At 71.7% G+C, this 12724-nt stretch carries 12 protein-coding genes; 3 read left to right on the top strand and 9 right to left on the bottom strand.

Annotated elements, in window-relative coordinates; all coding sequences use genetic code 11:
• Positions 1–4: 4 nt before the first annotated feature.
• The gene (locus tag QRX60_RS12015) at positions 5–682 is read left to right on the top strand and encodes an SDR family oxidoreductase (RefSeq protein WP_286000850.1); all 678 of its coding nucleotides are present in this window, start codon (positions 5–7) and stop codon (positions 680–682) included.
• Here the strand turns inward: QRX60_RS12015 and QRX60_RS12020 are convergent.
• From QRX60_RS12020 to QRX60_RS12030, 3 genes are read right to left on the bottom strand one after another with little or no spacing between them, the layout of a single operon-like run.
• Complete coding sequence (locus QRX60_RS12020) at positions 679–1986, bottom strand: amidohydrolase family protein (RefSeq protein ID WP_286000851.1); 1308 nt, start codon at positions 1984–1986, stop codon at positions 679–681. The two genes, QRX60_RS12015 and QRX60_RS12020, sit on opposite strands and share 4 nt — an antisense overlap.
• Before the next feature lie 23 nt (positions 1987–2009).
• Positions 2010–2663, bottom strand: coding sequence for a response regulator (locus QRX60_RS12025; protein ID WP_286000852.1), 654 nt, complete (start codon positions 2661–2663; stop codon positions 2010–2012).
• Complete coding sequence (locus QRX60_RS12030) at positions 2660–4447, bottom strand: sensor histidine kinase (RefSeq protein WP_286000853.1); 1788 nt, start codon at positions 4445–4447, stop codon at positions 2660–2662. Before QRX60_RS12030 ends, QRX60_RS12025 begins: the two co-directional genes overlap by 4 nt.
• Positions 4448–4620: 173 nt before the next feature.
• Between QRX60_RS12030 and QRX60_RS12035 the strand changes: the two genes are divergently transcribed.
• Together QRX60_RS12035 and QRX60_RS12040 are read left to right on the top strand one after the other, a co-directional pair.
• Positions 4621–5322, top strand: a complete 702-nt coding sequence (locus tag QRX60_RS12035; protein WP_286000854.1) for an ABC transporter ATP-binding protein — start codon at positions 4621–4623, stop codon at positions 5320–5322.
• Positions 5319–7568, top strand: coding sequence for an FtsX-like permease family protein (locus QRX60_RS12040; protein ID WP_286000855.1), 2250 nt, complete (start codon positions 5319–5321; stop codon positions 7566–7568). Before QRX60_RS12035 ends, QRX60_RS12040 begins: the two co-directional genes overlap by 4 nt.
• A 91-nt stretch (positions 7569–7659) precedes the next feature.
• Here the strand turns inward: QRX60_RS12040 and trmB are convergent, their stop codons facing one another.
• The 6 genes from trmB to QRX60_RS12070 form a co-directional block, all read right to left on the bottom strand.
• Positions 7660–8358 (bottom strand): tRNA (guanosine(46)-N7)-methyltransferase TrmB, encoded by a 699-nt coding sequence (gene trmB, locus QRX60_RS12045; protein ID WP_286000856.1) that lies wholly within the window; start codon positions 8356–8358, stop codon positions 7660–7662.
• A 63-nt stretch (positions 8359–8421) separates the two neighbouring features.
• Positions 8422–8973, bottom strand: a complete 552-nt coding sequence (locus QRX60_RS12050) for a hypothetical protein (protein ID WP_286003566.1) — start codon at positions 8971–8973, stop codon at positions 8422–8424.
• Positions 8974–9147: 174 nt separating this feature from the next.
• A complete protein-coding gene (locus QRX60_RS12055) occupies positions 9148–9909 on the bottom strand; it encodes a hypothetical protein (RefSeq protein ID WP_286000857.1) in 762 nt (253 codons plus the stop codon).
• Positions 9906–10823, bottom strand: a complete 918-nt coding sequence (locus QRX60_RS12060; RefSeq protein WP_286000858.1) for an ABC transporter ATP-binding protein — start codon at positions 10821–10823, stop codon at positions 9906–9908. Before QRX60_RS12060 ends, QRX60_RS12055 begins: the two co-directional genes overlap by 4 nt.
• Positions 10824–10912: 89 nt before the next feature.
• A complete protein-coding gene (locus tag QRX60_RS12065; protein ID WP_286000859.1) occupies positions 10913–11662 on the bottom strand; it encodes an ABC transporter permease in 750 nt (249 codons plus the stop codon).
• A 17-nt stretch (positions 11663–11679) separates the two neighbouring features.
• Positions 11680–12618, bottom strand: a complete 939-nt coding sequence (locus QRX60_RS12070; RefSeq protein ID WP_286000860.1) for an ABC transporter ATP-binding protein — start codon at positions 12616–12618, stop codon at positions 11680–11682.
• Positions 12619–12724: the final 106 nt, after the last annotated feature.

Here is a 12724-nt window from a genome sequence, read left to right on the forward strand (position 1 = left end):
GGGCATGACGGATCTTCCCCTCGCCCTCGTCACCGGTGCCTCGCGCGGGATCGGCGCGGCGGTCGCCCACCAGCTCGCCCCGACCCACCGCCTCCTCCTCGGCGGCCGGAACGCGGCCGCGCTCGACGCGCTGGCGAAGGAGCTCCCGGGCGCGGAGCCGTGGCCGGTGGAGCTGACCGACCCCGCGTCGCTCGCCGAAGCCGTGTCGGGCATCGACTCGCTCGACGTCCTGGTCCACTCGGCCGGCGTCGCGCGCCTGGGCCGCATCGAGGAGGCGTCCGCCGAGGCGTGGCGGGACAACTTCGAGGTCAACACCCTGGCCGTGGTCGAGCTGACCCGCCTGCTGCTCCCCGCGTTGCGCGCCGCCCACGGGCACGTCGTCGTGATCAACTCGGGGGCCGGCCTGAACGCCCGGCCGGGCTGGTCGCCGTACGCGGCGAGCAAGTTCGCCGTCCGCGCCTTCGCCGACGCCCTGCGCGAGGAGGAGAAGGACATCCGCGTGACGTCCGTCTACCCCGGTCGCACCGACACCGAGATGCAGCAGGAGATCTTCAAGGGCGAAGGCCGCGACTACGACACTTCGCACCTGCTGAAGGCGGACTCGGTGGCGACCGCGGTGGTGACAGCGGTGTCCGCCACCCCGGACGTCCACCCGACGGAGGTCATCCTCCGCCCGCGTTAAGCCCGCAGCCGTGCGGCGGTCTCGGCCACCCCGGCCTGGACCTTCGCCCGGTCCACCTTCAGCGACTCGCCGTCGGCGACGACCTGCTCGCCCGCGACCCACACGTCCCGGACCCGCCGCGACCCGGCCGCCCAGACGAGGTTCGACAGCAGCTGGACGTCCGGCACGTCGACGCCGCACGCGAAAGCCGGGTCGTCGAGGTCGATGTGGACCAGGTCGGCCCACCGGCCCGGCTCCAGCGCGCCGATGTCGTCCCGGCCCAAGGCCGAGGCGCCGCCGCGGGTCGCCAGCAGGAAGACGTCGGCCGCGGTCAGCACCGTCGAGTCGCCGGTCGCCAGGCGGGCGAACATCGCCGAGAGCTGCAGCTCTTCCCAGAGGTCGATGTCGTCGTTGGACGCCGGGCCGTCGGTGCCGAGGCCGACCGCCACGCCGGCGTCGCGCAGGTCCTTGATCCGCGCGATGCCCGAAGCGAGCTTCGCGTTCGAACCCGGGCAGTGCGCCATCCCGACGCCGTGCTGGGCGAACAGCGCGATGTCGGTGTCCGACAGGTGGATCGCGTGCGCCGCCAGCACCCGGCCGTCGAGCATGCCGAGCTGCTGCAGCAGCGCCGGCACCGAGCCGTGCGCTTCGCGGACGGCAAGATCCTCCGCGGCCGCCTCGGCGATGTGGATCTGCACCAGCGCACCGCGCGAAGCAGCCGACTCGGCCGTCGCCCGCAGGCCTTCCTCGGACAGCATGTACGCCGAGTGCGGGCCATAACCCAGCTCGATGCGGTCGCCCGGGCCGAAGCGGAGGCCGTCGGTGTCGATCCAGCTTTCGATCGCGGCCAGCTGGGCGCGCCAGTCGAGGCCCGGCAGCTCCATCACCGGCGGGGCGACCAGCACGCGGCCGCCCGTCGTGAGGACCGCGTCGACCAGCTGCTCGCCTTCGAAGTACATCTCGGCGCTGGTCGTGACGCCGTGGCGCAGCATCTCGACCGAGCCGAGCAGCATGCCGGTGCGGACGTCCTCCGGGCGCAGCTTCGCTTCGGCGGGCCAGATGATCTCGTTGAGCCAGGGCAGCAGCGGCAGGTCGCCGCCCATGCCGCGCAGCAGCGTCATCGGGCTGTGCGCGTGCGTGTTGACCAGGCCGGGCAGCAGGATGCCGGTCAGGGTGGTGACCGGTGCGGCGGACTCGGGGGCGGTGGCCGCCGGTCCGCAGTAGGAGATGCGCCCATCGGCGTCCACATCGACGACCGCGTCACGCAGGAGCGAACAAGACGCGTCGGCGGGGAGAACGACAGGGGCGTGGAAACGGCGTTGCATCTCTGGATACTACGCACCCTGGATTACGACACGACTCCACTCCGCCACGCCCAGGCGGCGATCTCCACGCGGTTGCGCGCGCCGATCTTGCCCTGCACCGACGCCAGGTGCGTCTTCACCGTGGACAGCGACAGGAACAGCTCCGCGCCGATCTCGGTGTTCGTCAGCCCGCGCGCCGCCGCCTTGACGACGTCCATCTCCCGCGCGGTCAGCGGCTCGGACGGCGGTGCGGCCTTGGTCTTCGGCGAGCCCATGCCGTCGAAGTGCTTGAGCAGCCGCACGGTGATCTGCGGCGAGACCAGCGCGTCGCCGCGGTCGGCCGCGCGCACCGCTTCGATCAGCAGCGCCGGGCCCGCGTCCTTCAGCAGGAAGCCGTGGGCGCCGTTGCGCAACGCCGTGTGCACGTACTCGTCGAGGTCGAACGTGGTGACCACGACGACCTTCAGCGGGTCGGTCACGTCCGGCCCGGCCAGCTGCCGGGTGACCTCGAGCCCGTCGAGGCCGGGCATGCGGATGTCGAGCAGGCAGACGTCGGGACGCAGTTCGCGGGCCTTCGAGACCGCCGAGACGCCGTCCGCGACGTCGGCGACGACCTCGATGTCGTCCTGCGCGTCCAGGATCATGCGGAAGCCCATCCGCACCATCTCCTGGTCGTCGGCGATCAGTACCCGGATCACTCGTCCCCTTCCCCGGCGGCCAGCGGCAGCCACGCTTCGACCCGCCAGCCACCGTCCGGGCCGCGCCCGGCCGACAGCCGTCCTTTGAGCAGTGCGACGCGCTCGCGCATCCCGACCAGACCGTAGCCGCCCGACCCGCCGGCCGGTCGGCGCGCCGTCTCGTGCCCGTTGTCCGTCACCCGCAGGTGCAGTTCGGCGCCGCTCACCTCGGCCAGGACGAAGGCGTCCGTCGCGTCGGAGGCGTGCTTGCCGACGTTCGTCAGCGACTCCTGGACCAGCCGCAGCGCCGAGCGGCCGACCTCGTGCGGCAGGTCCGGCGGCAGGTCGAGGTGCATCGACGTCGGCACGCCGTGGTTGGCGCTCTCGACCAGCTTCCGCAGGTCGGCGCCGAGATCCGTGGTGGCCTGCTCGCTGAACTCGCTCGACCCGGCCGGCGCGTCCCCGCGCATCGACCGGACCAGCCGGCGCATCGCCGCGAGCGCTTCGACGCCGGCGTTCTCGATCCGGCCCATCGCCTCGACCGCCACCTGCGGGTTCTTCTCGGCCATCATCCGTGCGGCCTGGGCCTGCACGACGATGCCGGTGACGTGGTGGGCGACGACGTCGTGCAGCTCGCGGGCCAGCGCCATCCGCTCGGCGGTCTGCGCGTCGGCCACCGCCGACTGGACGACCGTGGTGCGCTCGGAGTCCCGCGACCGCAGCATCAGGCCGACGGCGATCGAGATGCCGAGCAGCAGCGCCGCGGCGAAGGCCAGGATCGACAGCGTCTGGGGGTCGGCCTGGAGGCCCCGGGGCTGGTTCGAGTTGAGGATCGCGCCGAGGGCGACGACGGCCGACAGGATGCCGATCCGGGGCCACGACTGGCTCAGCCCGCGGGCGCGGGTCAGGTTCACGATCACGCCCATCGCGGCGATGACCTGCACGAACGGCACCCCGCCCGGCATCGGGTAGTCGTAGCGCAGGTGCAGGAACGGCGTGACGACCGCGGACACGAGCAGAATGCCCGCGATGCCGAGGAGCGCGTCCGCCGGCCGCCGCGGGGACAGCACCGCGATGGCGGCCGCGACGAGCGAGCAGAACAGGATCGGGAACCCGCGGGCGTTGCTCGAATACGTGTAGCCGAACTCGAACAGCAGCGCGAACCCGAGCAAGCCGATCAACGGCCACTGCCCCATGGCCAGCTCGTTCACCCGCAGCAGCTTCCGCGTCCGCGGATCGCCCTTCGGGCTGCGGTCCCGGAGCGTGATGGCCGGCACCACCGCCCCGGCGAGCAGCAGCAGGCCGAACAGCAGGGCCTGGGAACCCGTGCCGCTGTCGATCGAGCTGACGCCCGCGTACCGGCCGAAGACGGCGACGAGACCCCCGACGACCAGGACGCTGACCACGCAGAACGCCACGCCCGCCCGGGCGCGGCGGGCCACGTAGTAGACCATCAGCACCCCGGCCACGACCTCGGTGATGGTCACCTTCGGCAGCACGCTGGAGTAGGGCGGGACGTGGAACGCGTGGATGAAGAGGGTGGAGAACACCAGCACGCCCGCGCCGACCACCCCGGCGACGGCCGCGCGCTTCTGGGCCCACACCGCGCACGCCGTCATCGCGAACATGCCGGGGAGCAGCCCGAAGTCGACGAACTTCGGGCCGTTGTCGTCGAGGGCCGCCTGCGTCGTGAAGACGACGTCGAAGAGCAAGGCGGCGAACAGGACGGCCGAGGGGACCCCGATGCGCCGCACCAGGGCGGCGGTGCGTGCGTAGAGCTTGTTCGGCGGGGGCGCGGCGGTCACAACGTGACGTTAGAGGATTCGTCCCGGTTCGCACCTTGGCCGAGTGGTCCGCACTCCCTCGGCCGATCGGCCGATGCGCCGCGGCGCGTGACTGGCCGTCTGCCCGAAGTGGACACCCCTTGATCTCCGCGAAGCTCATCGGCATCGAGACCCGAACCGACAGGGAGAACGTGGTGGACCCGAATACTCCACAGTGGACGAATGGGCCGGTGCTGTCCGGCCGCGGGCTGGTGAAGCGCTACGGCGCGCAGCATGCCCTGGCCGGCATCGACATCGACATCCAGCCGGGGGACGCCGTGGCCATCGTCGGGCCGTCCGGCTCCGGCAAGACGTCGCTGCTGCACGTCCTGGCCGGGATCCTCCGGGCCGACGACGGCCAGATCTTCCTGGCCGGGCAGCGGATCGACCACCTCGGCGAGAAGAAGCGCAGCGAACTGCGCCGCACCGAGTTCGGCTTCGTCTTCCAGTCGGGGATGCTGGTCGCCGAGCTGACGGCGGAAGAGAACGTCGCGCTGCCTTCGCTGCTGGCCGGGCTCGGCCGCAAGGAGGCCATCGACGCCGGCCGCCAGTGGCTTTCGCGCCTCGGCCTGGCCGGCAAGGAGCGCCGCCGTCCCGGCGAGCTTTCCGGCGGCGAGGCCCAGCGCGTCGCGATCGCGCGGGCGCTGACCCACCGGCCGAAGGTGATCTTCGCCGACGAGCCGACCGGCGCGCTCGACACGCGCACCGGCCGCGACACGATGGACGCCCTGCTCGGCGCCGCCCACGAGACGGGCGCCGCGGTGCTCGTGGTGACCCACGACCGCGAGCTGGCCGAGTCGATGCCGAAGACCGTCGCCATCCGCGACGGCCTGATCGCGACGAGGCTGGCGGCGTGAACTCGCTCCAGATCGCCCTGCGGGTGCTGAAGGTCGACCGGCGGACCCGGACGTCGGCGATCCTCACCGCGATCGGGGTGGCTGTCGCCACCGGGCTGGTGCTGCTGCTGGCGACGCTGCCGTTCGCCACGCAGCACCGCGAGCAGCGCGCCCTCTGGCAGGGCGACCACTACTACAGCCGTGGCTCCGACGCCCCGGCCAAGATCCTGTTCAACGCCTCGAAGGACTACTTCGACGGGCAGCAGATCGTGCGCGTCGACGTCGCGCTGACCGGCGGCGCCACGCCCGGGTCCGTCCCGCTGCCGGCGGGGGTGCCGCAGCTGCCGGGGCCGGGTGAGACCGTCGTGTCGCCGGCGCTCGGCCGGCTGCTGCAGGCCCACCCGGCCGACCAGCTCGGCGACCGGTTCGGCAAGCCGGTGGCCGCGCTCGGCGAGGACGGCCTCCGCTTCCCGGAGCAGCTCGTCGCGCTCGTCGGGCACACGCCCGACGCGATGCCGGAGAACGCCTCCCCGATCGAGGGCTTCCCCGGCGGGAAGGCGAGCCCGGACGGCCTGCTCATGCTGCTGTCCTGGGTCGGGATCATCGTGCTGCTGGTGCCGAGCCTGGTGCTGGTCGCGTCGTCGGCGCGACTGACCGCGGCCCGGCGTGAACGGCGGCTCGCCGCGATCCGGCTGGCCGGCGCCACGCCTGGCCAGGTCACGAACATGGTGGCCGCCGAGACGACGTTGTCCGCGGGCATCGGCGCCCTGCTCGGCCTGCTGCTGAGCCCGGCCCTGCACGGCCTCGCGTCGTTCGTGCCGTGGGCCGGCGGTACCTGGCTCGCGTCCGACTTCGCGCTGCCGGTCGGCCTGACGGTGTTCATCGTCGTGGCCATCCCGGTGCTCGTGGTGCTGGCCGGCGTCCTCGGCCTGCGCCGCGTGCTCAAGAACCCGCTGTTCGCGACCGGCGGCCACACGAAGAAGCCGTTGCGCTGGTGGCGGCTGCTGGCCCTGCCCGCGGCCGGGCTGTTCTTCCTCGTCGCCGTGACGACGGCGAAGGACTCCGGCGGCATCACGATGGTCATGGCGGGGCTGTTCCTGCTGGTCGGCTCGGCCGCGATCGTCGGGCCGTGGGTGACGTCGGCGGTGGGCGGCACGTTCGTCCGGATCTGGCGCCGGCCGTCCTCGCTGCTCGCCGGGCGCCGCCTGCGTGACGACCCGAAGAGCGCCTACCGGGCGTCCGCCGGGATCGTGCTCGCGGTGTTCGCCGGGTCGATGGCGCTGACGCTGCTGCCGACGTTCGAGTCGATGGCCGGCGGCGGGCGGTCCTTCCAGGACTCCGTGCTCTACGTCGACACCGACGCCCAGCACGCGGGCAAGATCGTCGACCAGGCCAACGCGTCCCTGCAGAAGTACGGCCAGTCCGGGAAGGCGGTCGCCGTCGGCGAGGTCTACCTGGTCCAGGGCGAGGGCCGGAACCGCACCGGCCACCGGGCGCTGGTGCTGACCTGCGCCGACGCCGTCAAGCTGACCCGCTTCGGGCTCACCGCGGAGAACTGCGCGGGCGGCCCGGCCGTCTTCGGCGACTCGGCGCTCGACCTGGCGCAGTACAAGATCACCGACAACTGGGAAGGGCCGGCCGTGGCCGTCCGGTCGGGAACCCGGGCAGAAGCCGTCCACCTCCCCGACCCGGACCTGTCCGGCACGTCGATCGTCGACCCGGCCGCGCTGCCGGACGGCTTCACGCCGAAGTACGTCACCGTGGTCGCGCCGACCACAGACGCGAACCGCGAGATCGTCCGGACGGCGCTGGCCGCGCCGGCCGCCGGCGAGGAGGTCGGCAGCCGCGACCAGTACCTGTTCAACCAGCAGACCGAGCTCGGCGACCTGCGCCGGGTCACGGTGATCGGGCTGGTCGCCGCGGGGATCCTGGCCGGCTGCAGCGCCGCGGTCGCGACCGCGGGGTCGGTGATGGACCGCCGCCGCACCTTCGGGGCGCTGATGGCCGCCGGCACGCCGGTGCGGGTGCTGTCGAGGGCGCTGCGGATGGAGGCCGCGCTGCCCGCGCTGGTCGCCACCATCGGCGCGGGAATCGTCGGGGTACTGGTCGGTGTTGGGCTGTACAGCATGGTCGACCCACGCGGGATCGTGGTGAGCCCGTGGCTGCTGGCGCCGGTCGTGCTCGGGGTCGGGGTGGCCCTGCTCGGCGCGTCGGTCTGCACACCGGCCCTCAAGCGGGTGCAGGCGGAACCGCTGGCCGAGGAATAGGACGTTCGCCCCTCTGTCGGGGGAGGGGCGAGCACCGGGGGTACAGAGGGAGGTCGTGAGTGTTCAGGGCGGTTCTAACCGCCCTGAACACTCACGACTGCTTTTCGAAGATGAGGTCGTGCGAGACGCGTCCTTCGACGTCGGCGCGCTGCTCGAACTTGGTCACCGGCCGCCACTCCGGCCGCGGCGCCCAGCCGTCGTACCGGTTCTTCAGCGCCGGCTCGGCGGAGCAGACCTCGAGCATCTGCTCGGCGTAGTTCTCCCAGTCGGTCGCCATGTGGAAGGTGCCACCGGGCGCGAGCCGCGACGCCACGAGCGCGGCGAACGACGGCGACACGATCCGCCGCTTGTGGTGCTTCTTCTTCGGCCACGGGTCCGGGAAGAACAGGCGGACGCCGTGCAGCGAATCCGGCTCGACGTGCTCGGTCAGCAGCACGACGGCGTCGCCGTGCAGCAGCCGCAGGTTCTCGACGCCCAGCTTTTCGGCGCGCAGCATCAGCTGCCCGAGGCCGGGGTCGTAGACCTCGACCGCGACGTAGTTCAGCTCCGGCGCCGCGGCGGCCAGCTGCGACGTCGTCTCGCCCATGCCGGAGCCGATCTCGATCAGCACCGGCGCCTCACGGCCGAACCACGCGGCGAAGTCCAGCTTCCCGGCCGGCAGCTCACCGACCGTGCGGCCCAGGTCCGGCCACAGTTCGTCCCACGCGCGTTGCTGCCCGACGGTCATCCGGCCGCCGCGCTTGACGTAGCTGACGACGCTGCGCAGCCGGGGCTGGTCCTGGTTTTCCACCCAGCGAATGTAGCCGGGTGCGCAGCGCCTCCGTCGAGGGTGGTGGCGAGGAGGAAGGTCGAGTCAGCGAACGGCTTCGAACTCCCCGAGACGAGACCGCAGGCCCGCCAGCCCGGCGACCGCGATCGGGTTCGGAGTCCGCCCGGTGTGGGCCGGCAGGACGTCGATCCAGCCGGTGTGCCGATCGGTGTTCATCACCGTCGTGGGAATCGCGTGTCCCGATTTCCCGCGTTCGGACGGCATGAACTCCCAGTAGCCGGATTCTCCGTCCGCGGCCCACGGGACGAATTCCCAGCCCGGCCGCCTGCCGAGCAGCTGCGCGATGCGGTCCTCGACGCGGAAACCCTGTTCCCGCGAGTCGAGGGTGCCGTCGGCGACCGCCCGCAGCCACCACGGCGCGGGAATCGGCCCCGTCATCCCGGACGAGGCGCGGAACAGGGCCAGGACGCTGTCTTCGGGCGCGCGGTGCACCCACGCCCGGCGGAGTTCGGCCGGCGTCGTGGCCGCCAGGGCGGTCTGCGGGAGGTCGATCGCCCGCGACCATTCGAGGTCCAGCATGGGTTCGAGCCGGGGTACGTCGTCTTCGACGCGAGCTCGGGGAATGGTGCTGCCCAATTCTTGCCCGGTGTTCACCGTCAAGGATCACCTCCAGGGGAGCGCAGACGGTTCCGGTGCTCACTTACGAATATTGCCTGGTCATAGCAGTATGTCCGGTGCCTGTGAGAGAAGCCACAGCCTCTTCATCTTTTGTTAACACGAATTTTTGAGGTATTGAGAGCGCGATCACGCTCAGGCGTCGCGCCGTGCCGTGACGAACACCCCGGCCACGAACAGTGCAGCGCAGATCGCCGCGAAGTAACCGAGGTAGCCCCACGGGCCGAGCGGGGCCGGTGGCAGCTGAAGCGCGCCCGCGCCGAACCCGCCGGCGCCGACGAACTGGTCGGCCGCGTGGAACGGCATCCACTGGTAGATGTGCTTGCCGGCGCCGGGGATGAACACCACCACCCCTTCGAGCACCTGTGTCCACACGAGCAGCACCGTCAGGGCGAAGGCGATGCTGCGCAGCAGCAGGGCGACACCGACGCCGGCCACCGCGGCGAGCAGGAAGACCAGGCTCTGCCCGAGCACCGAGCGCCAGTCCGCGCCCGAGTGCAGCGCGAGGTCGGCGTCCGGCTGCACCAGCGTCGCCAGGCCCCACGAGCCGAAGCCGACGACCAGCCCGAGCGCGGCGCCGACCGCGCCGATGACCGCGACCTTCGCCAGCAGCGCCGGCACCCGGCTCGGCACGGCCTGGAACGTCAGCCGCATCGTGCCCCAGTTGAACTCCGACGCCGTCGCGAGGATCGCGAGCACGACCAGCACGGTCCGGCCGTTGCCGCTCGCGAGCTGCGTGTTGCCGACGGTCGGCGGGATCTCCGGCCCGGCCAGCGCGAAGAACAGCGCGGTGAAGCCGAGCGGCGCGGCGAGCGCGAGCGCCAGGCACCACCACGGCGACCGGGTGCTGAAGAGCTTGATGCGCTCGGCGCGGAGCAGGTTCGTGGTCGTGCTCATCGGGCGGCCTCCGGGGAAACGGCCGCGGGGAACTCGACGGCCTCGCGGGTGAGGTCGAGGTAGGCCTGCTCGAGCGAGCCGGTGATCGGGCTCAGCTCGTGCAGCGTCGCCCCGGCGTCGAAGGCGAGCTGCCCGATCCGGTCACTGTCCAATCCGGACACCACGAAGGCGCCGTCGGCCTCGGTGAACTCCGCCTGCCCGGTCAGCGCGGCCCGCAGCTCGTCCGCGTGCGGGGTGCGCACGCGGACGCCGTGCGCGCTCGTGCGCGCCACGAAGTCGTCCATCGTGCCCTGGTAGATCAGCCGGCCCCGGCCGATCACGACCAGGTCCTGGGCGGTCTGCGCCATCTCGGGCAGCAGGTGGCTGGAGACGAACACGGTCCGGCCGTCGGCGGCCAGCGTGTGGAGCAGCTGCCGGATCCAGGCCATGCCCTCGGGGTCGAGGCCGTTCACCGGCTCGTCGAACAGGAGGACGCGCGGGTCGCCGAGCAGCGTGGCGGCGATCCCCAGCCGCTGCAGCATGCCGAGCGAGTACTGCCCGGCGCGGCGCTCGGCGACGCTCGTCAGCCCGACCAGCTCGAGCAGCTCTTCGACGCGCTTCTCCGGGAGGCCGTTGGTCGCGGCCAGCCAGCGGAGGTGGTCGCGCCCGTTGCGGCCGGGGTGGCGCCAGGTGGCGTCCAGCATTGCGCCGACCGTCCTGAGTGGATCTTTCAGCTGCCGGTAGGGGACGCCGTCGATGAGCACCCGGCCCGCGTCGGGAGTGTCGAGGCCCAGGATCAGCCGCATGGTCGTGGACTTGCCGGCGCCGTTCGGGCCGAGGAAGCCGGTGACGCGCCCCGACCGCGCGGTGAACGTCAGCTCGTTGACCGCGGTGGTGGCGCCGTACCGCTTGGTCAGTGCGTTCGCTTCGATCACCGGAGGAGCCTATCGGGAAACGGGAATCCGGGTCGCCCCCCGACAGCGCGACCCGGACTCCCGTTTTCCCCTGTTTCCCCTGTTTCCCCTCAGGCGTCCCGCTTCTTCGCAACCCCGAGTGCGACGAGCAGGAACACGATCGCGATGCCGGCGAAGTACGCCAGCGCCCAGCCTGGGCTCAGCGGCGAGTCCGACGGCGCGGGGCCGTCGACGACCGCCGAGCCGCGCAGGAACTTGTTCGCCACGTTGAACGGCAGCCACTCGTGGATGGTGTGCCCGATCTTCGGGATCAGCTGCACCAGCTCTTCCACGGCCAAGTAGTAGATGAGCAGCAGGGCGATGGCACCGGCGCTGTGCCGGATCAGGATCCCGAGTGCGACGGCGAGCACGGCGCTGACGGCGAACACCGGGCCGAGGCCCGCGACGTTCATCCAGTCCTGCGCGGTGTGCAGGCCGAGGTGGTCGTCCGGCCGCATGAGCATGCCGAGGCCCAGCGCGCCGAAGGCGGCGATCTCGCCGATGACCAGCGCCACGAGCGCGACGACGATCGCCTTGGCGATCAGCGCCGGCGAGCGGTGCGGCACGGCCTGGAACGTGGTGCGGATGGTGTTGAAGCGGTATTCGGTGGTCACCGCGAGCGCGGCGAGCACCATGACGACGGCGATGCCGAACTGGGAGCCGCCGAACTGGGTGGCGGACAGCGTGAGCTGCGAGTCGGACGGCGTCGCGCCGGCGATGATGGCGGCGAAGCCGATGGTCAGGGCCAGGGTGATGAGCGCGCACCACCACGGCGAGCGGGTGCTGAACAGCTTGATGCGTTCGACCGCGAGCAGGTTCATGATCTTGGTTTCCCCGTTTACTTGGCGGACTCGAGCACGTGTTGCGCCTCGGCGTCGAGACCGGTGTGGTACTCGACGGAGTCGCCGGTGATCTGCATGAAGGCCTGCTCGAGCGAGCCGGTCTGCGGGCTCAGCTCGTGCAGCACGATCCGGTTGGCGGCGGCGATCTCGCCGATCTTGTCGCTGTCCATCCCGGACACCACGAGCGCGTTCGCGTCCTCGGTGACGCCGGCGCTGGCCCGCTGCAGGACCCCGCGCAGCTCGGCCAGCTGCGGCGAGCGGACCTTGACGGTGTTCTCCGCGGCGCGGGAGACGAAGTCCTCGGTGGAGGACTGCGAGATCAGCTTGCCGCGGCCGATCACCACGAGGTTGGTCGCGGTCAGCGCCATCTCCGAAAGCAGGTGGCTCGACACGAACACGGTGCGGCCTTCCTCGGCCAGCCGGTGCATGAACTTCCGGATCCAGAGGATGCCCTCGGGGTCCAGGCCGTTCACCGGCTCGTCGAACAGCAGCACCTCGGGGTCGCCGAGCAGGGCGGCCGCGATGCCGAGCCGCTGCGACATGCCGAGCGAGAACCCGCCGGCGCGCTTGCCCGCGACGCTGGTGAGGCCGACGGTGTCGAGCACCTCGTCCACACGGCTCGCCGGGATGCGGTTGGACTTCGCCATCCACTGCAGGTGAGCGCGCGCCGAGCGGTTGGGGTGCACCCACTTCGCGTCGAGCAGCGCGCCGACGGTGCGCAGCGGTTCTTTGAGGTCGTGGTACTTCTTGCCCCCGATGGTGACCTGGCCGCCCGTCGGGTTGTCCAGGCCCAGGATCATGCGCATGGTGGTGGACTTGCCCGCCCCGTTCGGGCCGAGGAAGCCGGTGACCTGACCCGCGGCCACGGAGAACGACAGGTTGTTCACCGCCAGTGTCTTCCCGTACCGCTTGGTGAGGCCGGTTGCCTCGATCATGACTGCTCCTCTTCCGCCCCTCGCTTACGACGTGTTCATCGTCGCGGGTCGGGGGCCGTTCGCGCGTCACCCTGGAGGCCTAACCGCTCCCCCTACCTGAGTAGTA

This window comes from Amycolatopsis mongoliensis (assembly GCF_030285665.1).
GTDB lineage: Bacteria > Actinomycetota > Actinomycetes > Mycobacteriales > Pseudonocardiaceae > Amycolatopsis > Amycolatopsis mongoliensis.

Coding starts and splice junctions, on each gene's coding strand:
- QRX60_RS12070 (WP_286000860.1), bottom strand. CDS start 12,618: ATGATCGAGGCAACCGGCCTCACCAAGCGGTACGGGAAGACACTGGCG.
- QRX60_RS12055 (WP_286000857.1), bottom strand. CDS start 9,909: ATGAGCACGACCACGAACCTGCTCCGCGCCGAGCGCATCAAGCTCTTC.
- QRX60_RS12020 (WP_286000851.1), bottom strand. CDS start 1,986: ATGCAACGCCGTTTCCACGCCCCTGTCGTTCTCCCCGCCGACGCGTCT.
- QRX60_RS12065 (WP_286000859.1), bottom strand. CDS start 11,662: ATGAACCTGCTCGCGGTCGAACGCATCAAGCTGTTCAGCACCCGCTCG.
- QRX60_RS12015 (WP_286000850.1), top strand. CDS start 5: ATGACGGATCTTCCCCTCGCCCTCGTCACCGGTGCCTCGCGCGGGATC.